The following is a 20,291-nucleotide window of genomic DNA, read 5'->3' on the forward strand; positions in this document are numbered from 1 at the left end:
CGATGCGCACGCTCCTCACGCTCGCCCTGCTCGCCTCGGCGGCCGCGTCGGCCCAGCCGGCCGTGACCGTGACCGTCGAGAACCCGACCACCACCGCCCGCCCCGACGAGGTCGTCGAGGTGGACTGGGCAGCGCTCGCGGACGCGCTCCCCGCTCTCTCCGTCAACGCCGTCCGCGCCGTCGACGCGTCCGGGGCGGAGCTGGTCTCGCAGCCGCTCGACATCGACCAGGACGGGACGCCCGAGCACCTGCTCGTCCTGACGAGCCTTTGGCCGAATGAGACGCGGTCCTTCCGCGTGGAGGCCGCCGCGCCTGCCGAGGCGTACGCGCCGCGCGTCCACGTCCGCCACGACGACTACCGCGACGACATGGCGTGGGAGAGCGACCGCGTCGCCTGGCGGACCTACGGGAAGGGCCTCTGGGAGGCCGACGAGTTCGAGCCGCTCAACTCGTCCGGCATCGACGTGTGGCTGAAGCGGACGCGCGACCTCGTCACCGAGGCGTGGTACGAAAAGGGCCACGACGCCTACCACATCGACACCGGCGAGGGCGCCGACTTCTACTCCGTCGGGACGACGCTGGGCGCCGGCGGGACCGGCGTCTGGGCCGATGGCGAGCTGCATCGGGCCGAGAACTTCGACGACTGGCGGATCCTCGCAGACGGCCCCATCCGCGCCGTGTTCGAGATGGACTACGGCCCGTTCGACGCGGGCGACACGTCGGTGAGGGAGACGAAGCGGATCGCGATTGACGCCGGGCGGCACCTGTTCCGCCAGGAGGCGACCTACAGCGCGGCCGTGCCCGCCGTCGTCGGGCTCGTGGACCGGCCGGAGGGCGTCGTGTCCTCGTCGCGACCCGGCGACGGGTGGACGTGGGTCGCGCTGTGGGGGCCGGTCGAGCGGAAGAACGGCGGGCACGGCGACCTCGGCACGGCCGTGATCGTCCCGACCGACGCCATCGAGGCGATCCGCCACGAGGGCCGGCACGACCTCGCCCTGATCCCGGCCACGCCCGGCGAGCCTGTCGTGTCCTACGCCGGCGCCGGCTGGACCGCCAGCGGCGACGTCGGCTCGGTCGAGGACTGGTGGGCGCTCCTCGACGCCGAGGCCGCCCGCCTCTCTGCCCCCATCGTCGTGACCGTGGGCGACTAGCGACCCCGCCCGCCTCTGCCCCATGACTGCCCGTCCGCCATTCCAGCTTCTCGGCCTCGCGCTGCTGGCCGCCCTCGCCGGCTTCGCGTTCGCCCCGCGGCCCGTCCACGTGTTCGTCGCGGGCGACTCGACGGCGGCCGACAAACGCGCCGAGCGACGGCCCGAGACGGGGTGGGCCGAGCGGCTCCAGAGCTACTTCGACACGGACGACGTCCGCGTGGTCAACCTCGCGCGGAACGGGCGGAGCACGCGGACCTTCCTCGAGGAGGGCCGCTGGGCGTCGCTGCTGGAGGAGGTCCGGCCGGGCGACGTCGTCCTCATCCAGTTCGGCCACAACGACCAGTCGGAGAGCAAGCCCGACCGCTACACGCCGCCGGATGCGTTCCAGGCCAACCTCCGCCGGTTCGTCGCCGACGTCCGCGCGAAGGAGGCGACGCCCGTGCTCATGACGCCGGTCGTCCGCCGCCGCTTCGACGACGCGGGCCGGTTCCACGACGTCCACGGCGAGTACCCGGACCTCACGCGGGCCATCGCGGAGGAGACCGGTGCGCCGCTCGTCGACCTCCACCGGTCGAGCGAGGCGGCGCTGCGCGCGTGGGGCGCCGAGGGCTCGAAGGACCTGTTCCTCGTCTTCGGCCCCGGCGAGCACGCGAACTACCCCGACGGGCTCGACGACAACACGCACTTCTCCCCGCTCGGCGCGTCGGTGATGGCCCGGCTCGCGGCCGAGGGGATCCGCGACGCCGGGCTCGGGCTGGCCGACCACCTGCTCCTCGACGCGCCGCCCGCCTGGGACGCCGTCGTCGGCGACCCAGCCGGCCTCGGGCCCGAGGCGGAGGGAGCCAGGCGGTTCGAGACGATCGGCGCGGCGCTCGACGCGATCCCCCCCGAGCGCGACGGGCCGTACCGCGTGCTCGTCGGCGACGGGCGGTACCGCGAGAAGCTGACCGTCACCGACCCCGAGGTCCACCTCGTGGGAGAGAGCCGCGACGGAGCGGTCCTGACCTACGACGCCCACGGCGACACGCCGGGGCCCGACGGCGAGCGCCTCGGGACGTGGGGGAGCGCGACGCTCACCGTCCGGGCGCCCGGCTTCCGTGCCGAGACGCTGACCATCGAGAACGCCTTCGACTACCCGGCCAACGCCGCCCTCTCGGACGACGACCCGGCCAAGGTGGCGAACCCGCAGGCCGTCGCCCTCATGCTGGACGAGGGGAGCGACCGGGCCGTCCTCTCCGAGGCCACGGTCACCGGCTACCAGGACACGTTCTTCGCCGAGTCCGGCCGCGCCTACGTCTGGCGCTCGCTCGTCTCCGGCCACGTCGACTTCCTCTTCGGCGGCGGGCAGGTCGTCTTCGACGAGTCCGTGATCGTCTCGCGCGACCGGGCCGACAAGAACCCGACGGGCTACGTGACCGCCCCGAGCACGCGCGTCGGGTACCCGTTCGGGTTCCTGTTCGTCGACAGCCGGCTCGAGAAGGAGCCCGGCGTCGAGGCCGGGTCCGTCCGCCTCGGGCGGCCGTGGCACCCGGGCAACGACTCGACGGCCAACGGGAGCGCCGTGTTCGTCCGGACGTGGATGGACGACCACGTCGGCGCGGACGGCTACGCGCCGATCTCCGGCCGCGGCCCCGACGGCGAGCGGATCTGGTACGACCTCGAGCCGACCTCCCGCTTCTTCGAGTGGGGGACGACCGGCCCCGGCGCCCACGTCGGCCCGCGGCGTCCGCAGCTGACGGGCGCGCAGGCCGCGGGGTACACGCCCGGGCACGTCCTCGACGGCTGGCGACCGGCCCGGTCGCTCTACTAACGGCGACCGTCCGGGGGCGTGTCCGCCGGTGCGAATGGGAGCGTCGCCAGACCCGGGGCGGCCGGTGGGCATCGGGTACGTTCGGGGCGCCACCTCCCCCCACTCGTGATGCTCGCTCTCCTCCGGGTCTCCGCTCTCGCCCTCCTCGTCCTCTCCGCGTGCTCGCCGGCGCCGGCCGGGGGCCGGGTCCTCGCTGAGCCTCCCGCCCAGCCCGACCCCGGCGCCCGCTACCTCGTTTACCTGCACGGCCGGATCGTCGAGGACCAGGGCGAGCGCCCGACCCACCCCGACTTCGGGACCTACGAGTACCGCGCCGTCCTTGAGGCCCTCGCCGACTCCGGATTCGTCGTCCTCAGCGAACCGCGCGCACCGAACACGGACGTCTGGGCCTACGCCGCCCGCGTCGCTGACCAGGTCCGCGGGCTCATCGAGGCGGGCGTGCCGGCCGACCACGTCACGGTGGTCGGGTTCTCGAAGGGCGGAGGGATCGCGGTTCACACGGCGGCCCGACTCGGCGAGCCCGAGGTCCGGTTCGCGTTCCTCGCCGCCTGCGGCGACGGGGTGTTCGCCCCGGAGCTCCAGGTGTCGGGCCGCGTCCTCTCCGTCGTCGAGGCGAGCGACGACCTCGCGGCGCCGTCGTGCGAGCCGCTCCTCGAGCACGCCGCCGATGTCCCCCAGCGGGCCGAGGTCACGATCGCGACGGGCGAGCGGCACGGGGCGTTCTACCGGCCCCGTGCCGAGTGGCTCGGCCCCGTCGTCGCGTGGGCCCGGGGAGAGGGGATCGCGGACGAGGGCCCTGACCTCGGCGCCCTCGCGGACGAGGTGGAACGACTCGCCGCGCCCGCCGAGGGCCGCGTCGGCGTCGGGATCGCCCTGCTCGGGAGCGACGAGGCCGTGGTCGTCGGGGAGGGGCGGCACCCGATGCAGAGCGTGTTCAAGCTGCCCCTCGGGATGGCCGTCCTCGCGGCCGTCGACCGCGGCGAGCTGTCGCTCGACCGGCGCGTCGCCGTCACACTGGCCGACTTCGTCTCGGACCGCCAGCACAGCCCGATCCGCGACCGGCACCCCGACGGCGTCGAGCTCTCGGTCGGCGAGCTCCTCGGGGCGGCCGCCGGGGGCAGCGACGGGACGGCGGCGGACGTGCTCCTCGACCTCCTCGGCGGCCCGGCCGAGGTCGAGGGGTTCCTCCGCGGGATCGGGGTCGAAGGCGTCGATGTGGCCGTGACGGAGAAGGACATGGGACGGGACTACGACGCGCAGTACCGGAATGGGGCGACGCCGGCCGGCGCCCTGGCCCTCCTCCGGGCCCTCCACGCCGGGCGGGGCCTGTCGCAGGAGAGCCGCACGCTCCTCCTCCGCGTCCTCACTGAGACGACGACGGGCCCTAACCGGCTGCGCGGCCGGCTCCCGGAGGGCACGCCCGTGGCCCACAAGACGGGGACGTCGCGGGCGCGCGACGGCGTGACCGCGGCGACCAACGACGTCGGCCTCGTGACGCTGCCGGACGGGCGGCGCCTGGCCGTCGCCGTGTTCGTGTCGGACTCGCCGGCCGACGACGCGACGCGCGAGCGGGTCATCGCCGACGTGGCCCGAGCGGCCTACGACGCTTGGGCGAGGTAGCACAACGGTTTGGCGGGGCACGGTCCAGTGAGCGGGGCCTACCTTCCGACCGCCCACCGCTCCCGCCATGCCCCGTTCCGACGACCGCCACCCCGACCGCGTCGGCGCCGTGACGGCCGTGCTCGGCGAGGCCGCCGCGGGCGACCTCTCGCAAGATGAGCTCGTGGCCCGGCTCCTGCCCATCGTCTACGACGAGCTCCGCGGGATCGCGCGGGCCCAGCGGCGCCGCTACGACGTCGACGGGTTCCAGACGACGGCGCTCGTCCACGAGGCGTACCTCCGGCTGGCCGGACACACCCTCGTGCCCGAACGGGCCTACGTGTTCGCCGCCGCCGCGCGGGCCATGCGGAACGTCCTCGTGGACCACGCCCGGCGGCACCACGCGCTCAAGCGCGGAGGCGGCGAAAAGCCCATGGGCCTGACGACGGCCGGCGGCCTGCCCGATGGCGACCTCGACGCGCTCGCCGAGCGGGTCCTCGACGTCGACGAGGCGCTGGGGAAGCTGGCCGCGCTCGACGAGCGGGCCGCGCGCGTCGTCGAGTGCCGCTACTTCGGCGGGCTCACGTTCGAGGAGACGGCCGCCGCGCTCGACGTCTCGGAGGCCACGGCCAAGCGGGACTGGCGCCGCGCCCGCGCGTGGCTCCACCGCGCGCTCGTGGAGCGTGACCCGGACACGCCGGGAGCTGCGGAGGGAGCGTACAGACCCCCCCGCTCCGATGCCGCCTGACGCCCCCGCCGACCCCGAGGCCACCCGGTGGGCCCGCGTCGCCGAGGCGTTCGACGTCGTCGCGGACCTTCCCCGGGAGGAACGGCCGGCCGCGCTCGACCGGCTCTGCCGCTCCTCCGACGGCCAGCCCGACACGGCGCTTCGCGCCGAGGTGGAGAGCCTTCTCGCCGCCGACGCCGAGGCCACGACCGGGACCGACGGCCTCGACCTCGGCGCACACGACGCGGCGGTCCTCCTGGACGACGGCCCGATCGTCGGCGAGCGCGTCGGGCCGTGGCGCGTGGTCCGCGAGATCGGCCGGGGCGGGATGGGCCGCGTCGACCTGGTGGAGCGGGCCGACGGGGCGTACGAGCAGCGGGCGGCGCTGAAGCGGCTCGGGCTCGTGGCGCCGAGCCGGGTCCGCCGGTTCCTCCGCGAGCGGCAGATCCTGGCCTCGCTCGACCACCCCGGGATCGCCCGGCTCCTCGACGGCGGCGTCGCCGACGACGGCGCGCCCTACCTCGTCATGGAGTACGCCGAGGGCGAGCCGATCACGGCCTACGCCGACCGCCGAGGGCTCGGGCTCCGTGCGCGGCTCCGCCTGTTCGTCCAGGTCTGCGACGCCGTCGCCTACGCGCACCGGCACCTCGTCGTCCACCGAGACCTCAAGCCGTCGAACGTCCTCGTGGGCGAGCGCAGCACGCCGACCGTCGAGGACACGCCGACCGGCACCGCCGACGGCGTCCCGCCGGGCGCCCGCGTGGCGCTCCTCGACTTCGGCGTGGCCCGCCTCCTCGACGCCGATGCCGACGACCCGCTGACCGTCGAGGGGCCCGTGGCGCCCCTCACGCCCGGCTACGCAGCGCCCGAACAGGTCGCCGGCGGCCCGATCACGACGGCGGCCGACGTGTGGGCGCTCGGCGTGCTCCTGTACGAGCTCCTCACGGGCCGGCGCCCCATCGAGGGCTCGACGCGCGAGGCCTGGGCCGAGGCCGTCCGCACGACCGACCCCCGCCCGCCCAGCGGGGTCGCCGATTCGACGACCGAGGCGAAGCGGCTCCGCGGCGACCTCGACGCGATCGTCCTCACGGCGCTCCGGCGCGAGCCCGAGGCCCGCTACGCGAGCGCCCACGACCTCGCGGCCGACCTCCGGCGGTACCTCGCGGGCGAGCCCGTGACCGCGCGGGCGCCCTCGGCGTGGTACCGGGCGCGGCGGTTCACGGGGCGCCACAAGACGGCCGTGGCGTCGGCGGTGCTCGTGGCCCTCGCCGTCGTCGCCGGCGGCGCGACGACGGCGTGGCAGGCCCGCGAGGCCCGCGCCGCCGCGGCCGAGAGCGCGGCCACCGCCGACTTCCTCGCCGGCATCTTCCAGGGCGCCGACCCGACGGCCTCGGGCGAATCGCTCCTCGCGCTCGACCTCCTCGAGCGCGGCGCGCGGCGGATCGACGCGGAGCTGGCTGGCCAATCGGCCGTCCGGGCCGGCCTCTACCTCGTCGTCGGCGACGCCTACCTCGGCCTCGGGCGGCCCGACTCGGCCGTGGCCTTCGCCCAGCGCGCCCTCGCGCTCCGGCAATCGGACGGCGCCGCGCCCGACGCCGTTGAGGCCGTCCGCGCCCGCCTCCTCTTCGCCCGTGGCCTCTACCCCATCGACCCGACCGGAGCCGGCGACGTCTTCGAGTCGGCCGTGGCCGACGCGCGCGCGACCGGTGACGACGCGCTCGTCCTCGACGCGCTCGAGACGCAGGCCACCCTCGCCGGCAACCAGGTGATGACCCCGCAGGAGACGGTCGCGACGCTCGAGGAGGCCGTCGCGCTGTGCCGGCGGCTGGAGGGCGAGGAGAGTCCCCGCCTCGGGCGCCTGCTGGCCCTCCTCGCCATGCAGGTGGCCTCGGCACACCAGCACGGGCGGAGCGAGCCGCTCCTCCGCCAGGCGCTCGCGGTGCTCCCCGCCGAGACCGAGCCGTACGAGCGGTCGGTCGTCCTGCTCGACCTCGCCAGCCTGCTCAACGCGATGGGCCGGCAGGACGAGGGCGCCGCGGCAGTCGACGAGGCGCTCGCCCTCCGCCGGCGCGTCCTCGGCGACGACGACGTCCGCACGGCGGAGGCCCTCGGGGTCCGCGCGGAGGTCGCCGGCGACGGCCCCGAGGCGGCCGAACGCGACGCGCGGGCGGGACTCGCCATCACAGAGCGGGCCGGCAACCAGACCATCGCGATCGAGATTCTCGCCTCGCTCGGGTCGGCCCTCATGGCCCAGGAGCGGTACGACGAGGCCGCCGAGGTCTACCGGCGCCGGTTCGAGCGGGTCGGCGCGGTCCTCGGGACCGACGGCACACGCTACGCCGCCGCCTCGGGCAACGTGGGACGCGCGCTCCACGCCGCCGGCCGCTACGACGAGGCCGCCGCGGCGTGGGACGAGTCGATCCGCCTCACCACGGCGACCTACGGCGCCGAATCGGCCGTCGTGGCGTCGACGTACCTGGCGGCCGGCCACACGGCGGCGGAGGCCGGCGACGCGGCCGAGGCCGGGCGCCTCTATCGGGAGGCGTTCGACCGGAGCCGCGCCTTCGACGCCTCCAGCCGAACGCGGGCCCACGCGGCGATGCTCCACGGTCGAGCGCTCCTCGACCTTGGCCGGGCGGAGGACGCCATCGGCCCGCTCCGCTCGGCCGTCGAGGCCCGGGACGTCCTCTCGCGTCCGGCCCACCGCGTCCGCTCCGAGTCCGACGACGACCGGGCGGTGGCACTGCTGGGCGAGGCGCTCCTCGCGACGGGCTCGCCCGAGGCCGCCGTGCCGCTGCTCGAGGAGGCCCTCCCGGCGCTCGTGGCCGACCTCGGGCCGGACGACGACGCGACCCGCCGGGCACGACGGGCGCTCGACCGGGCCCGCTAGCCGCCCTCGTCGCCGGTCAGCACTCGGTGAACCGGACGGAGACGTTCGTGGCGAGCCCGCCCTGCGACGTCTCCTTGAACCGGTCGGACATGCCCTCGGCCGTCTCGCGGAGCGTCCGGATGACGGCGTCGAGCGAGACCTTCGCGCGGTCTGGCGCGCCGGCCAGCGCCAGCTCGGCCGCGTTGATGGCCTTGACGGCGCCCATCGTGTTCCGCTCGATGCAGGGGATCTGGACGAGCCCCGCGACGGGGTCGCACGTCATCCCGAGGTGGTGCTCCATGGCGATCTCGGCGGCCTGGAACGCCTGCGCGGGCGTCCCGCCCTCGGCCTCGCACAGCGCCGCCGCGGCCATCGCGCTCGACACGCCGACCTCCGCCTGGCACCCGCCCATCGCGGCCGAGATCGTGGCCCCCTTCTTGAAGAACGTCCCGACCTCGCCGGCCACGAGGAGGAAGTCGAGGACCTGCTCCTCCGTGACCTCCTCGTCGGAGAAGCAGACGAGGTAGAACAGGACGGCCGGGATGACGCCCGCCGCCCCGTTCGTCGGCGCGGTGACGACGCGGCCGAGGTTCGCGTTCTCCTCGTTGACGGCGAGCGCGAACGCGCTGACCCACTGGAGGGTCTGCTTGAAGGAGAACGGCCGGCCGCGGATGGCGGCGATCCACTCGGCGGACGTCTGCGCGTCGTCGTCGGGGAGGAGCCGGCGGTTGATGCCGGCCGCGCGGCGCTCGACGCCGAGGCCGCCGGGGAGGACGCCCTCGGTGTGGCACCCGCGGAAGACGCCCTCGCGCATGACGGCCCAGAGGGCGCGGAGCCGCTCGCGGATCTCGTCGTCGGTCCGCCACGCGCGCTCGTTCTCCCACACGCTGTCGGCGATGCGGCAGTCGGCCTCGCGGCAGTGCTCGAGCATCTCGGCCGGGACCTGCGCCGGGCGCGGCAGCCGGATGCCGGCGGCCTGCGCCCGCGCCTCGCCCTCCGCCACCACGAACCCGCCGCCGACCGAGTAGTAGGTCGACGCCCGCTCGGCGCCGTCGACCACGGCCACGCACGTCATCCCGTTGGCGTGGCCCGGCAGGCGCTCTGCCGGGTGGAAGACCGTGTCGGCCTCGGGGTCGAACGGGACCGCGCGCCCCCCGAGGCGGAGCTGCCGGTCGGCCCGAAGCGCTGCGACGGTCTCCCCGATCCGCTCGACCTCGATGGTCACGGGGTCGTGGCCGAGGAGCGCGAGCCAGACGGCCTGGTCGGTGCAGTGGCCGCGGCCCGTGAGCGCGAGCGAGCCGTAGAGGTGGATCTGGACGCGCTCGACGCGGTCGAGGACGCCCGCCTCGGCGAGCTCGGCGAGCCACCGCTGGACGGCCCGCCACGGGCCCAGCGTGTGCGACGACGACGGCCCGACGCCGATCTTGAGCATGTCGAAGACGCTCAGCGCCTCCGGAGCGGGGGTCTCGGTCATGGGCGCAAGGTCGGCACGCCGGAGGCGCGCACCGTTGCCTTTCGCTGAACTCCGAGCCGCGGGCCCGCGAGCGCCCCGCCGGTCGTCGTACGCTGTGGGGCCCCGTCCCCTCCCCTTCTCATGGCCGCCTACAAGCCCGACGGCTACTCCAGCGTCTCGGTCTATCTCCTCGTCGACGAGCCCCAGCCCGTGATCGACTTTCTGACAGACGCGCTCGACGCCGAGCTGCTGCGCCGGTTCGACCTGCCCGACGGCCGGCTGGAGCACGCCGAGGTCCGGATCGACGACACGGTCGTGATGATCGCCGAGGCCGGCGCGGGCTTCCCGGCGTTCCCGGTGTGGCTCCACGTCTACGTCCCGGACGTGGACGAGACCTTCCGTCGCGCCATCGGGGCGGGCGGGACGGCGGTCCAGCCGCCGATGCAGAAGGGCGACGGCGACCGGCGGTGCGGCGTGCGCGGGCCGGCGGGCAACACGTGGTGGGTCTCGACGCAGGTGGGCGAGCCCAACTGAGCGCGCCTCCGGGCCCCCCTACGCCGCCCCGAGCACGGCGGCAGCGTCCACCGCGTCCGGCAGCGGGCCGACGTGGGTGAGCTTCCGCGCGGCCATCCGCGCGCCGGCTCGAGCACAGTCCGACGGGTCCTGCCCCGCGAGCCACGCGGCCAGGAAGCCGGCCCAGAAGGCATCGCCCGCGCCCGTCACGTCGGCCGCCTCGACGGGCTCGGCGGGGACCTCGACGAGGTCGTCGTCCCACGCCACGAGCGCGCCGTCGGCGCCCCGCGTGAGACAGACGAGCGAGGCGCCGAGGCCGAGGAGGTGGCCGACGGCCGCGTCGTCGCTGGCGGCGTCGCGGCCCCAAAGCCGCGTGAGGTCGTCGCGGCTGCACTTCACGAGCGGGCTGAGCGCGAGAACCCGGCGCGCGGCGTCCTGCTGGTGGGCTCGTCGCACGTCCGTGTCGGGCGCGAAGTTGACGTCGATCGAAACCGCCAGCCCGAGCGCGCGGGTGCGCGCGGCGGCGTCGAGCAGCGTCGCGCGGGCGGGCTCGCGGCTGAGGGCAAAGCCGGACGTGTGGAACAGCCGGGCCCGCCGGAGGAGCGCGTCCGGGAGCTGGCTCGGCCAGAGGAGCCGGTCGGCCGTGCGGTAGGCCACGAAGTCGGGCGTCCCGGCCGAGCGGGCGACGGCCACGAGGCTCGTCGGCTCGTCGCGGACCGCGAACCGGGCGTCGACGCCCACGCGTTCGGCGGCGGCCGTCAGAAACTGCCCGAGCCCATCGTCGCCGACGGACGCCACGAGCGCGACGGGCACGCCCAAGCGAGCGAGGTTGCTCGCGAGGTTCGCCGGGCTCCCGCCGGCGTGGCGCTCGAACACGGCGGCCCCCCCGAGGTCGTCTGTGGGCTCGCTCGTGATCAGGTCGGCCAGCACCTCGCCGGCGACGACGACGAGCGGCGCCGCGGCCTCGGGCGTTGATTCGAGCATGAGGGCGGGCGTCCAATCCCCGAGGCCACCCTCGAGGGCGGCGCCGCCGAGGACCGCACCGGCGGCGCTCCAGGCGAGCGGCGTCGTGCCGAGACGCTCGCCACGCTCGGCGTCGAGGTATTCGGGGAAGGCCTCGCCGTTGGCGGCCGCGACACGGTCGAGGAGGGCACGAGCGTCGTCGGCCCGCCCCGCCTCGGCGAGCGCGGCCACCCACCAGCCGTTGACCATTGGCCAGCACCCGCCGTTGTGGTAGTGCCCGGGCCGGTTTGAGAACCGGTCTCGGACGGTCCCGCGCAACGTCGCCCATCCGTCGTCGCCCTCGCGGATCTGAGGGGCGAAGGCGGGCACGAGCCGGGGCGCGGCCTCCTCGGCGAGCGCCAGCCCGTGATCGAGGAGCGCGTCCCGGCGATCGGGCCAAAGGTCCGCGAGGACGGCCAGCGCTGAGCCGAGCGCGTCGAACCGCCGGACGTAGCCGCCGGGCGTGAGTGCGGCGAGCGGGTGCGACCTCTCGCCGTCCGAAAGCGAGGAGCGGTAGGCCGCCGGGTGGTAGGCCGCCTCAGCGTCGCCCGCCGCGTGCGGCCAGAACGTCGCCTCGATGAGGGCGTGGAGTCGGTCGGCCCGCGTGGCGACCGAGGCCGGCGACGGCGCCCAGGGCGCCCACGCGCGGAGCGCCAGCAGACGGAGCACCTGGTCGTAGAGGAGGTACCCGTGGAGGTCGTACTCGTCGGCCCAGTCGCCGGACTGCGGGACGTAGACGAGCCCGCGCGCGTTGACCTCCCAGGCGTCGAGGAGGTTGAGCACGCCGCCGATCGCGGGCGCCCACCGCGCGGCCCACGCCGCGTCGCCCGAATGCTGGGCCCAGCGCGCCGCGCCGAGCACGGCCCACGGTCCCGCATCGACGCGCCCCGCCAGCCCACCGTAGCTCACCGCTTCCGTCGCGCCGTCTACCACCGACACGTTCGACGGGACCTGCCCCTGCGGCCCGACGTGTGCGAGGAGCGTCTCGACCGTCTGGCGGAGGCCGTCGGCGAGCGCGTCGTCGCCCGAGACGAGGCCGGCGAGGCCGCAGATCACGCCGTCGCGCGCCCACACGCGGCGGTAGTTGGTCCGGTCCGTCGGCGAGGCGAGATAGCCCGCCTCGGTGAGCGACTGGCGCAGAAGGTCGAGCGCGGTCATCGGCCGGTCCATACGTGCTGTCGGAGGTCCATCCACGCGACCACGACCACGTGGGGGACGGTCAGAGCCGCGATCCCGACGAGGTAGGCGCCGACACTCGCGACCCGCCCGCGGAGCGCGTCCGCGAACACGAGGCCGATGAGGGCGAGCGCGCCGAGCGTCGCGGGCGCGGCGTACAGCGAGAGCCGCCGTGCCGATCCGTCGGCCACGAGCGGCCCGAGCCGGGCGAGGTGCCGGACCGCGTGCCACAGGCAGAAGTACACGCCGACGCTCCACAGCGGCGGGAGCACGGCGAAGAACACGGCGAGGCCGGCGACCTCCGCCAGATCCAGCCCGAGCGACCGCCACGCGCGGCGTCGGCGGCCCACGACCGCGCCCCACATGGCATAGACGCCGATCAGCACACCGAGGCCGACCCACACGACCGCAGACGGAATGCCGAGCACGAGCCGGCGCGCGGCCTCGGCGCCGTCGGGCTGGAGCGCCGCCGCCATCGCCCCGACCACCTCGGCGTAGACCTCGGGGTGGGCCGCCAGCGGGACGGCCATCGGCAGCGCCCCGCGGACGGCGCCGGCCAGCACGCGCTGCGCCGGGCCCGCGAGGTGCGCGTCCCACCCGAGCGCCCGGAGCGCGTAGACGTCACCCTGTCCCCAGTGCGCCCACGTCAGCAAGACGAAGCCGACGGCGGCCGCCGTCGGCGCCGCCCACCACGCCGCGAGAACGAGCGCGCCGAGCGCGAGGTACGCCACGCAGAGGCGCGCGAGCGGACCGAGGCGGAGGGGCTCACCCCGCATCGCGAACGGAACGAGCGGGTCGACGGCGCCGTGCGGCAGCCCCAGGACGACGGCGCTCGACACCCACGGGAGGGCGAGCACGGCGGCCGGGGCATCGGCGAGAGCCGGTGTCAATGCCAGGGAGCCTAGCACGCCCCCCCAGGCCAGCGCGAGGCCGCCCCACCGCCACGCGAACGGGAACGTCACGCCGGTACCGGCCGCGCGCGCCGCAGCCTGCCCACCGTCTCGGGAAGGGCGTCGCGCTCCAGCATCACGAGCCCCTGCGCCACGAGTTGGGCGGTCACGAAAAAGAACAGGCCCTCCTCGAACGGGAGCCCGGCCACCTCCCACCCCGTCCGCGTCGCGTCGGTGATGTCCCAGATCCCGAGCCCGATGGCCACCCGGTCGGCGAGGCAGAAGTAGAACGCCGTCGGGACCACGGCCCACGCCACGAGCCGCCGCCGCGCCCAGATGAGGTGCCCGCCCAGTCCCCACATCAGCGCGAGGATCGGGAAGGCCCAGGCCAGGATCAGCCCGAGGTAGAGCCAGCGGCCGCCGGCCACCACGCAGGCCACCCCCACCACCGACAGCACCGCGAACACGGCCGTCCCCACGACGCGCGCCGTCACGTTCGGGGCCGCCGGCTCGGCCGGCCAGCGCGCCTGGAGGAGCCGCACGACCAGCCCCACGATCACGGACTCGATCACGAAGAAGGCGTACTCCTCGACCGGCACGTAGCCGATCGTCGCCCAGACACGGTCCGGAGGGTACGTCCACACCTCGTTGGCCACGAGGAAGTTGTCCCAGGGCGTCGTGTAGACGAACGCGATGCCCGTGATGAGCGCGAGCGGCCACCACGGCTCGCGCGTCCGCCCCTGCAGGAGCGCGAGCGCCGCGAGGACCGGGAGCGTAAAGACGAAGTGGAACTGGAGGTACGTCACCGGCCGCGCAGAGGAGGGCAACGCCAACGGTGGCCGGCGCGCGCGGTTGCCGCCCGTCCCGTCGGGTGTTTCCGGACTCGCGCGCCCCCACCCTACCAGAACAGCCCGACCACGACCGCCGTGAGCCCGACGAGCACGGCCGACTGAACGCGGTAGTTCTTCCACGCCGGGACGCCCTTGAGCTCCTCCGTCTCGGCACGGAAGAAGGCGGGCGTCCACATGAGCCCCTCCGTCTTCTCGGCCGGCGGCGGCGCCGTCCGGAGGCTCACGATCACCATGGCGGCCATCGAGATCAGGAGCAGGATGGGCGCGAGGTAGAGGAAGTTGAACCGGAGGACGTCCGTGATGCTCAGCACCAAGAAGATCACCGAGGCGGTGTGGCCCGCCACCAGCCCCGCGAGCGCGCCGTGGCCGTTGGCCCGCTTCCAGAACACCCCGAGCACGAAGAGGGCGATCGCCGGCGGCGCCACGTAGGCCAGCGTCGACTGGAGGTAGTCCCACAGCGTGTCGGCCCGCGTGATGATGGGGCTCCAGACAATCGCGACCACCATGCAGATGGCCGTCACGATCCGCCCGATCCGGGCCAGGGCCTGGGGCGACGTGCTCGGCCGGTACTTCTTGACAAAGTCCATCGTGACCAGCGTCGAGGCCGCGTTGAGCGTCGAGTCGACGCTCGACATGATGGCGGCGACCATGGCCGTGAGCACGAGCGCCCGGAACCCGGCGGGCAGGAGGTCGAAGAGGAGCGTCGGGAAGATCTGGTCCGGGTTGGCGACCATCCCCTCGGGGTAGAGCACGCGCCCGAACGTGCCCGGCATCACCATGAGGAACAGGATGGGCAGCTTGAGGAGCCCGCCGAAGAGCGCGCCCCAGCGGCCGTGGTCGAGGTTCTTGGCGCCGAGCACGCGCTGGACCATGAACTGGTTGGTCGTCCAGAAATAGAACCCGAGGAGGAAGACGCCCGTGATCAGCCCGAGCCACGGCATGTCGGGGCTCGAGAGGGGCTGGATGAGCGAGAGCTTCTCCTCCGGCGTCACGGCCACGACGGCGTCCCAGCCGCCGGAGCGCTGCCACGCCATGAACGAGACGGCCGCGGCGCCGACCAGCAGGAGCGTCCCCTGGATGGCGTCGGTGTAGACGACGGCCTTGAGCCCGCCCGCGATCGTGTAGGCGCCGGCGACGAGGGCGAGGATCGTCATCGAGCCCCAGAGCGGGAAGTCGGGGTAGAGGAGTTGGACGACGAGGGCCCCCGCGTAGAGCGCCGCGGCCGTGTCGACGATGACCGACAGGAAGATCGAGATGGCCGAGAAGTAGGTCCGGCTCCGCCCGTCGAACCGCTTCTCGAGGAACTCGGGCATCGTGTAGATCCCGCTCTTGAGGTAGAACGGGAGGAAGAACAGCACGAACACCACGAGCACCAGGGCCGCCATCCACTCGTAGTTGTAGACGGAGAGCCCGATGCCCCCGTACGCCGCGCTCGCCATCCCGATCATCGACGACGACGACAGGTTTGAGGCGACGAGGCTGATCCCGATGAGCCCCCACGTCAGCGAGCGGCCCGCCAGGAAGTAGTCCTCCCCGTCGTCGGTGTGGCGCGAGAAGTACAGGCCGATGCCGAAGATGACGACACCGTAGGCCAGGACGACCGCGATGTCGAGCGTCGTCAGAGTGAACTCGGGCATGGGCAATCGGTGGAGTGAGCGTGAAGGTACCCGAGTTGCGGAAGCGTTTCCACTCCGCGCTTCTCAGCGTTTGGCCTCGTCCCTCCACTCCCCGAGGCGGGCCGCCTCGCGCGTCGGCCCGCCCTACCCCGGCGGGTAGCGGTCGTACCAGCCCGGCCCCGTCCGCCCGTACCCGTCGACCTCCACCGCCCGCGCGTCGTGGAGGTCGTCGGCGACTTGGAGGATCACGTCGACCAGCTCGACCTCGGTGCGCCAGCGCTCGGGAAGGGCCTCGACGCCGAGCGCCGTGCCGAGGAGGTTGCCGCAGATGGACGCCGTCGAGTCGCTGTCGCCGTCGTGGGTCACGGCCATCCGGAGCGCCCGCTCGACGTCGGCCGGGTGGCGGAGCGCGCAGAGGGCGGCGACGGCGAGGGCCTCCTCGGCCACCCAGCCGGGCCCCTGGCCGGGCGTCACGGTCCCCAGCGCGTGCACGGCCTCGACCTCGTCGGTGTCCGACGCCGCGAGCTGGCGGGCCCGGTCGAGCGCGGCGACCGTCTCTCCGCCGCCCGTGACGTGGGCCGACGCCACGATCGACCGGCCGATCGCCTCGTCCAGTGTGGCGCCCTCGCGGAGGGCGTGGATGGCGAGGGCGAACGCGCCGGCCGCGACGTAACCGGTCACGTGGCCGTGGGTGAGCTGCGCGATCTCAGCCCCGAGCGTGAACGCCTGCTTCGGGTTGTCCGCCAGCAGGCCCACCGGCGCGACGCGCATCACGCCGCCGCACCCCTTCGACTGGTTCTGGAACGGCTGCTTCGCCCGCCGCACTTCGAGCGCACGAAGGCACGTCGTGCCGGGCGCCCGCCGGGCGTGGAGTTCCGGGATGCGGAACAGCCAGCTGGTCGTGTGCGCGTCCGGCCCCGGCGGCGTCTCCTCCTGCGTGTCGAGCCACCGGATGTACGCGTTGAGCGTGACGCCCGGGATCGTGACGACGCCCTTCGTCGCCCCCCGGTGGTACGCCCGCAGACAGCCCTCGGCCGTCCACAGCGTCATCTGCGTGTCGTCCGTGATCGCGCCGTGGACGCCGTAGGCCTCGCCGATCTCGCTCGGCCCGCCCGGCCCGTACCGCTCGACGATCTGGGCGTGGCGGACGAACTCGACCGGCGCGCCGAGCGCGTCGCCCACGGCGCCGCCGAGGAGGCAGCCGCGGACGCGGGAGCGGGCGCTCGACTCGGGCACGGCGCGCTACGCCGCCATCGCCACCCACGAGCGGCACCAGCCGGCCGGCGCGACCGGCCCGGCGAACAGCTGGCACCCGCCGCACGGCGAGCCGCCCTCGGGCGCGTTGTAGAACCGGCAGTTGTCACACCGCTGGCCCGGGACCTGCGACACGTCGACGTACTCGAGGCTCTGGCGCTGCTGGAGCGCCGCCGCGTCGAGTTGGTCGTAGCCCGCGCACGAGGCGGCGGTCACGTCCCCGCCCCCACACGCGGAGAGGATCGGCCCGACGCCGAGCACGGCGCCGGCGGAGGCGAGGAAGCGACGACGGGAGACGGAGTCGGACATGAGAGTGTGGGAGTGAGCGAGGGAACGGGTGCCCGCCAGCGAGAACGTACGGCGGAGACGGCGGGGGTCGGCGTCAGGGCCTACCCCTCGCTGGCCTTCGAGAACTGCTGATCGAAGACGATGTCGGACGGCGGGAAGTCGACGCGCTTGACGAAGGCGGCGGCCTCGGCGGCCCCGTGCTCGCGGTCCATCTTCATGTCCTCCCACTCGACCGACAGTGGGCCCTCGTAGCCGACGTCGTTGAGCGCGCGGATGATCTCCTCGAAGTCGATCTTGCCGCGGCCGAGGCTCCGGAAGTCCCACGAGCGTCGCGGGTCGCCGAAGTCGGTGTGGCCGCCGAGCGTGCCCGCCTCGGTCCGCACGTCGGACCACCAGACGTCCTTCATGTGGACGTGGAAGATCCGGTCGCCGTGGTCGCGGATGAATCGGACGTAGTCGGCGTTCTGGTAGCCGAAGTGGCTCGGGTCGAAGTTGACGCCGAACGCCGGGTGGCCGCCCATGGCGTCCAGCGCGCGCGCCCAGCTCGGCCCGTCGAACGCGATCTCGCTCGGGTGGACCTCGAGCGCGAACCGGACGCCGAGCTCCTGGAACCGGTCGAGGATCGGCGTCCACCGCTCGGCCGTCTCCTGGAAGCCGGCCTCGATGTCCTCGGGGAGGTTCGGCGGCCACGAGTAGAAGAGGTGCCAGATCGGCGAGCCCGTGAAGCCCGTCACGATCTCCAGCCCCAGCTTGTGGGCCGCCTCGGCGGTCTTGATCACCTCCTCGGCCGCGCGCTGGCGGACGCCCTCGGGGTCGCCGTCGCCCCACACATGGGGCGGCACGATCGCTTTGTGGCGGCCGTCGATGATCTTGTCGGCCACGGCCTGCCCGACGAGGTGGCACGAGATGGCGTAGAGGCTCAGGCCGTTGTCGGACAGCAGCTTCTGTTGGGACTCGGCGTAGCCGTCCTCCTCCAGGACCTTGTGGACGTCCATGTGGTCGCCCCAGGTGGCGAGCTCGAGACCGTCGTAGCCCCAGGAGGCGGCCTTCGGCGCGAGGTCGGCGATGGGCATGTCGGCCCACTGGCCAGTGAACAGGGTAACGGGACGCATGGGTAAGGGTGAGAGGTGAAGAGAGGCGGGCTGCAAGCGCCTCGGCGTCGCGGCGGGACTACTCGTCAGCCGGAGGCGCCTCGGCGACGGGGAGCCCGAGGCGGACGAGGTCGGCGCGGAGCGCGGCGGGCGTGGTGAAGTCGATCCCGTGGAAGCCGAGCCGCCGGGCCGTCGCGACGTTCGGCGCGCTGTCGTCGATAAAGACGGCGCTCGCAGGCTCGATGCTGAAGTCCTCCACGAGGTGCTCGAAGATGTCGGCGTCGGGCTTGGCCTTCTCGACCTCGCCGGACACGACGATCCCGTCGAACCAGCCAAGGAAGTCGAACCGCTCCTGGGCGATGGGGAAGGTTTCGGCCGACCAGTTGGTGAGCGCGTAGACCGGCGTGCCGGCCTCTTTCAGTTCGCGGAAGAGGTCGACCGTCCCGTCGATGGCGCCGCCCAGCATGTCGGGCCAGCGGCTCCACCACGCCTCGATCCACTCGGCGTGCTCCGGGAATTCCTTCGACCGCTCCGCGATGCCCTCCGCGAACGGCTTGCCCGCGTCAAAGCCGCGGTTCCACTCGGACGTGGCGACGTGCTCGAGGAAGTGCTCGATCTGCTCGTCGGTCCCGCCGAGTTGGCGGTACGCGTAGCGCGGGTCCCAGTCGATGAGGACGCCGCCGAGGTCGAAGACGACGGTGGTGGGCAGAGGCATGGGGGAAGAGGGATGGGAGAGGGATAGGGGGTGAGACGGGCGTCGGCCCATCCCGTATCCCTCTATCCCGCATCCCTCGCCGGAGGCTCGTAGCTCGCGTCGACCCAGGCTTCCTTCTCGCCGCTCTCCAGCGCCGTCAGGATAAAGTGAACGCCCCGGGCGCCGTCCTCGACCGTCGGGAAGTCGAGGTCGAGCGGGTCGGGCTCCTGGCCGGCGAGCCGGGCGGCGATCGTGCGGAGCGCGTTCGAGTACACGTTGGCGAACGCCTCGTTGAACGCCTCGGGGTGGCCCGGCGGGAGGCGTGTGGCGTGCCGGGCGGCCGGCGCGAGGTCGTCGTGGCCGCGGCGGTAGACGCGCTCCTGGCCCTCGCGCGGAAGGAAGCGGAGCTCGTTCGGATCCTCCTGGTGCCAGATCAGCGAGCCCTTTTCGCCGAAGACCTCCAGGCTGAGGCCGTTCTCGAGGCCGGCCGCGATCTGGGAGCAGTGGAGGACGCCGGCGGCGCCGTTGTCGAACCGGAGGAGCATGCTCGCGTCGTCGTCGATGGGGCGGCCCTCGACGACCGACCGGACGTCGGCGCAGATCCGGGTAAGGTGGAGGCCTGTCACGTACGCGGCGAGATTCTCGGCGTGGCACCCGATGTCGCCGATGGCGCCGGCGCCCGCCAGCTTCGGGTCGGTCCGCCAGGCGGCCTGCTTGTTGCCCTCCCGCTCGACCGGCGTCGAGAGCCAGCCCTGGCTGTACTCGGCGACGACCTTCCGGACCTCGCCGAGCTCGCCGCCCTGGACCATCGCCCGGGCCTGCTTGACCATCGGGTAGCCCGTGTAGTTGTGTGTCAGCGCGAACACGAGGCCCGAGTCGTGGACGGCGCGGACGAGCGCCTCGGCGTCCTCCAGCGTCGTCGTCATCGGCTTGTCGCAGATGACGTGGATCCCGCGCTCGAGGAAAGCAAGGGCCGCCGGCGCGTGGACGTGGTTCGGCGTCACGATGCAGACGACGTCGATGCCGTCCTCGCGCGCCGCCTCCGCCTCGGCCATCTCCTCGAACGTGCCGTAGGCCCGCTCGACGCCGAGCGTCGCGGCGTGGCGCTTGGACTTGTCGGGGTCGGAGGAGAACGCGCCGGCCACGAGCGTGGCGAGGCCGTCGACGCGGAGGGCGCGGCGGTGGACCTCGCCGATAAAGGCGCCGGGGCCGCCGCCGACCATGCCGGCGCGGAGGGGTCGATTCAAAGACATGGGCAAAGGGCGGAAGGGCTTACGCAGAGTACGCCCGGGAGCCCCCCCACGTCC

16 protein-coding genes are annotated in these 20,291 nt (G+C 74.1%); 6 read left to right on the forward strand and 10 right to left on the reverse strand.

The features are described 5' to 3' along the window. Positions 1-2: 2 nt before the first annotated feature. The 5 genes from BSZ37_RS02545 (at position 3) to BSZ37_RS02565 (ending at position 8,177) form a co-directional block, all read left to right on the forward strand. Positions 3-1,151 carry a DUF4861 family protein gene (locus BSZ37_RS02545; protein ID WP_095509035.1) on the forward strand — a complete coding sequence of 383 codons (1,149 nt, stop codon included), beginning with the start codon at positions 3-5 and terminating at the stop codon, positions 1,149-1,151. Positions 1,152-1,173: 22 nt separating this feature from the next. Next, positions 1,174-2,961 (forward strand): pectinesterase family protein, encoded by a 1,788-nt coding sequence (locus BSZ37_RS21795; RefSeq protein WP_095509036.1) that lies wholly within the window; start codon positions 1,174-1,176, stop codon positions 2,959-2,961. 108 nt (positions 2,962-3,069) lie between these two features. Then, complete coding sequence (gene bla, locus BSZ37_RS22310; RefSeq protein WP_095509037.1) at positions 3,070-4,581, forward strand: class A beta-lactamase; 1,512 nt, start codon at positions 3,070-3,072, stop codon at positions 4,579-4,581. A gap of 67 nt (positions 4,582-4,648) precedes the next feature. Continuing rightward, positions 4,649-5,308, forward strand: a complete 660-nt coding sequence (locus BSZ37_RS02560; protein ID WP_095509038.1) for an ECF-type sigma factor — start codon at positions 4,649-4,651, stop codon at positions 5,306-5,308. Next, positions 5,298-8,177, forward strand: coding sequence for a serine/threonine-protein kinase (locus BSZ37_RS02565; RefSeq protein ID WP_095509039.1), 2,880 nt, complete (start codon positions 5,298-5,300; stop codon positions 8,175-8,177). The genes BSZ37_RS02560 and BSZ37_RS02565 overlap by 11 nt, the downstream gene beginning before the upstream one ends. 16 nt (positions 8,178-8,193) lie before the next feature. Here the strand turns inward: BSZ37_RS02565 and BSZ37_RS02570 are convergent, their stop codons facing one another. Continuing rightward, positions 8,194-9,630 (reverse strand): L-serine ammonia-lyase, encoded by a 1,437-nt coding sequence (locus BSZ37_RS02570; protein ID WP_218830372.1) that lies wholly within the window; start codon positions 9,628-9,630, stop codon positions 8,194-8,196. 120 nt (positions 9,631-9,750) lie between these two features. Here BSZ37_RS02570 and BSZ37_RS02575 point away from each other — a divergent pair, with 120 nt between their 5' ends. Beyond that, positions 9,751-10,143 (forward strand): VOC family protein, encoded by a 393-nt coding sequence (locus BSZ37_RS02575; protein WP_095509040.1) that lies wholly within the window; start codon positions 9,751-9,753, stop codon positions 10,141-10,143. Between the two features lie 18 nt (positions 10,144-10,161). Here the strand turns inward: BSZ37_RS02575 and BSZ37_RS21380 are convergent, their stop codons facing one another. From BSZ37_RS21380 to BSZ37_RS02620, 9 genes are all read right to left on the reverse strand, one after another. Continuing rightward, positions 10,162-12,282, reverse strand: a complete 2,121-nt coding sequence (locus BSZ37_RS21380) for a PfkB family carbohydrate kinase (RefSeq protein ID WP_143537538.1) — start codon at positions 12,280-12,282, stop codon at positions 10,162-10,164. Beyond that, on the reverse strand, positions 12,279-13,262 hold the full coding sequence (locus BSZ37_RS02585; protein WP_179299445.1) for a Brp/Blh family beta-carotene 15,15'-dioxygenase: 984 nt from the start codon (positions 13,260-13,262) through the stop codon (positions 12,279-12,281). The genes BSZ37_RS21380 and BSZ37_RS02585 overlap by 4 nt, the downstream gene beginning before the upstream one ends. Then, positions 13,259-13,996: a lycopene cyclase domain-containing protein gene (locus BSZ37_RS02590; protein ID WP_179299446.1), complete on the reverse strand. Its 738-nt coding sequence runs from the start codon at positions 13,994-13,996 to the stop codon at positions 13,259-13,261. Before BSZ37_RS02590 ends, BSZ37_RS02585 begins: the two co-directional genes overlap by 4 nt. A 92-nt stretch (positions 13,997-14,088) precedes the next feature. Further along, complete coding sequence (locus tag BSZ37_RS02595) at positions 14,089-15,678, reverse strand: sodium:solute symporter (protein ID WP_095509043.1); 1,590 nt, start codon at positions 15,676-15,678, stop codon at positions 14,089-14,091. A gap of 123 nt (positions 15,679-15,801) precedes the next feature. Continuing rightward, positions 15,802-16,893 (reverse strand): ADP-ribosylglycohydrolase family protein, encoded by a 1,092-nt coding sequence (locus BSZ37_RS02600; protein ID WP_095509044.1) that lies wholly within the window; start codon positions 16,891-16,893, stop codon positions 15,802-15,804. Positions 16,894-16,899: 6 nt separating this feature from the next. Continuing rightward, positions 16,900-17,220: a high-potential iron-sulfur protein gene (locus BSZ37_RS02605; RefSeq protein ID WP_095509045.1), complete on the reverse strand. Its 321-nt coding sequence runs from the start codon at positions 17,218-17,220 to the stop codon at positions 16,900-16,902. An 80-nt stretch (positions 17,221-17,300) separates the two neighbouring features. Further along, entirely contained in the window at positions 17,301-18,311 is a 1,011-nt protein-coding gene (locus tag BSZ37_RS02610; RefSeq protein WP_095509046.1) for a sugar phosphate isomerase/epimerase family protein, read from the reverse strand. A gap of 58 nt (positions 18,312-18,369) precedes the next feature. Next, positions 18,370-19,005, reverse strand: a complete 636-nt coding sequence (locus BSZ37_RS02615) for an HAD family hydrolase (RefSeq protein ID WP_095509047.1) — start codon at positions 19,003-19,005, stop codon at positions 18,370-18,372. A gap of 62 nt (positions 19,006-19,067) precedes the next feature. Further along, a complete protein-coding gene (locus tag BSZ37_RS02620; RefSeq protein WP_095509048.1) occupies positions 19,068-20,237 on the reverse strand; it encodes a Gfo/Idh/MocA family protein in 1,170 nt (389 codons plus the stop codon). Between the last annotated feature and the right edge of the window lie 54 nt (positions 20,238-20,291).

The sequence above is a fragment of the Rubrivirga marina genome (genome assembly GCF_002283365.1).
In the GTDB taxonomy this organism is placed as follows: Bacteria; Bacteroidota; Rhodothermia; order Rhodothermales; family Rubricoccaceae; genus Rubrivirga; species Rubrivirga marina.